The organism is Achromobacter sp. 2789STDY5608615 (assembly GCF_001298995.1).
Taxonomy (GTDB): domain Bacteria; phylum Pseudomonadota; class Gammaproteobacteria; order Burkholderiales; family Burkholderiaceae_B; genus Achromobacter; species Achromobacter insuavis.
Map to the genome: position 1 here is coordinate 93,633 of NZ_CYTY01000026.1, position 2,273 is coordinate 95,905.

The 2,273-nt window shown below is 71.3% G+C and carries 3 protein-coding genes; 1 reads left to right on the forward strand and 2 read right to left on the reverse strand.

The window, feature by feature from the left end:
• On the reverse strand, positions 1 to 603 hold a 603-nt coding region (locus AOZ49_RS21305), incomplete at its 3' end, for a four-carbon acid sugar kinase family protein (RefSeq protein WP_231690406.1).
• Positions 604 to 679: 76 nt separating this feature from the next.
• Between AOZ49_RS21305 and AOZ49_RS21310 the strand changes: the two genes are divergently transcribed.
• Positions 680 to 1,552 (forward strand): LysR substrate-binding domain-containing protein, encoded by an 873-nt coding sequence (locus AOZ49_RS21310; protein WP_054477604.1) that lies wholly within the window; start codon positions 680 to 682, stop codon positions 1,550 to 1,552.
• 24 nt (positions 1,553 to 1,576) lie between these two features.
• Here the strand turns inward: AOZ49_RS21310 and AOZ49_RS21315 are convergent, their stop codons facing one another.
• Positions 1,577 to 1,909, reverse strand: coding sequence for a hypothetical protein (locus AOZ49_RS21315; protein ID WP_080977441.1), 333 nt, complete (start codon positions 1,907 to 1,909; stop codon positions 1,577 to 1,579).
• Between the last annotated feature and the right edge of the window lie 364 nt (positions 1,910 to 2,273).

Consider the following 2,273-nt stretch of genomic DNA (forward strand, 5'->3'; position numbering starts at 1 on the left):
TTGCGCGACCCGTTGGTCCAGCGCCGCCTGCGTGGTGGCGTCCAGCACCAGCGTCCGGGCTTGCCGCGCGGCATCGCGCAATTGCGCCGCGTCCGCGTCCTCGGGCACCACCCGGGCCGGCCCGATGGCCGGATCGATCAGGTCGAGCAGGCGCGCGGTGCGCGCCGGATGCACCGGATCGGAGGCATAGACACTGACATCGACCGGCTCACCGTGCACGTACTGGATCCCGCCGCGCGTCACGCGCCCGGCCGCGGGAAAGGCCGGCGCCACCACCAGCAGGCGCCGCCCGCTGGCGCGCAGGGCCGTGGCCAGTTCCGCCCGGATATGGCCGCGCAAGGTCGAATCCAGGGTCTTGTAGAGAACGCCGCGCCCGGCCAGCGCGGCGGCGGCCCGCGCCACCGCGTCCACGGCGCCGGCTTCGGCCTGCCCGCGGCTGCCGGTGTCGACCGACAGCACGCGCTCACCCGCCGGCGCGGCGGCGCCCCGATGCACCCGCGCCGAACCGGCCCAGGGCAGGAACGGGCCGGCGCCATCGGCGGCGCTGGTCAGGTCGTCGGCAATGATGCCGACTTGTCGGGATAACGATTCCGGTGTGTCCATACCGGTGATTAAAATGCAGATCACCCACCAGGAAAATCCATCATTTCTGACGTTTATTCGTGATCTATCATCACCAATGACCGCTACCCGCCGTCCCTCGTTGAACGACCTGCGCGCCTTCGAGGCGGTGGCGCGCCTGGGTTCCGTGCGCGCCGCCGCCGACGAACTGTCGCTGACCCATGGGGCGGTCAGCCGCCGCGTGACCAAGCTGGCCGACGACCTGGGCCTGACGCTGGTCGAACCGGCCGGACGCGGCCTGCGCGTCACCGCCGACGGCCGCTTGCTGGCCTCGTCCATGGGCCGGGCGCTGGCGCTGATCCACGACGCCATCGACACCTTGCAGGCGCGCGACGCGCAGCGCCCCGTGGTGCTGTCGTGTGAACGGTCGATCGCCATGCGCTGGCTGATTCCTCGCCTGTCGCGGTTCCAGGACCGGCACCCGGACATCGAGCTGCATCTGTCGGTCGGCGGCGGACCGCTGGACTTCACCCGCGACCAGGTCACGCTGGCGCTGCGGCGGCTGGATTTTCCGGTGCATCCCGACTGGATCGTCACCCCGCTGATGGCGGAGCGCATGGGACCGGTGATGGCTCCGTCGCTGCTGCCCGCGTTCGAGGCCGGCGACTACGTGGCGCTGTCTTCACGCACCCGGCCGCGCGCCTGGGACGACTGGCTGCGTCAGGCGGGGCTTCCCGCCCCGCGCGCCACGCGCAGCCTGGATCATCATTTCCTGATGGTGGAAGCGGCTGCCGCCGGCCTGGGCGTGGCGCTCAGTCCGCGCCTGCTGGCGCTGGACGACCTGCGCAGCGGACGCCTGGTCGCGCCGGCCGGATTCGCCCCGGAAGGCTCGCACTACGGATTGATCGAGTCGCGCGGCGCCCCGGCGGGCGCGGCGCCGGCGCTGGCGGCGTTGAAGCAGTGGCTGGCCGAAGCGGCGGCCGAGGCCTGAAGAAAAGGACGGTTGCCGGCGCCGTTATTGCGGCACGGCGGCGTCCTTGTCGAGCCGCTTGATGAACACCAGCAATTCCTTTTCGACCTGTTTGTCGCCGCGCGCCTGCGCGGCCTTCAGGCCCGACTCCCAGGCGGCGCGGGCGCCGGCCTTGTCGCCGCGGCCCAGGCAGGCCTTGCCCAGCCATTTCCAGGCCACCGAATAGGCCGGATCGAACACCAGCGAGGCGCGCAGGTGCGTCTCGGCATCGCCGTAGCACTCCTGCTCGGCGTAGGCCTTGCCCAGCGAGAATCGCAACAACATGTTGTCGGTGCCCTTGGCCAACATGGTTTCCAGACGATCGATCATTTCCCGCATGGCCGGCCTCCTTTGCGCCGATTGCGCTGACTGCGATGGCACATGATAGGCCGGGGACCGCGCATCGGCGGCAATGGCCCCGCGCCGCGCAGGGAAAGCGGCGGCGCATGGCACAAGCATCGGTTTCCTTGCGTTTCAAGCCGCGTCGCGACGGGAATCGCGGTGCGACTATCCTGTCACACGCTCAGGGCCTGCCGCATCCCCCGCCGCCGGCCGGCCCTGACCGCCTGCTGACGGCAGGCCGCAACCGTCAACCCGCAAGGTGCCCGCTTCATGCCGAACATGCGCCTCTTCCTGCGCCGCCTGGCGCCCCGGCTGCCGCCGCTGGCGGCCCTGGCGCTCGCCGCGCCCCTGCTGGCCGCCC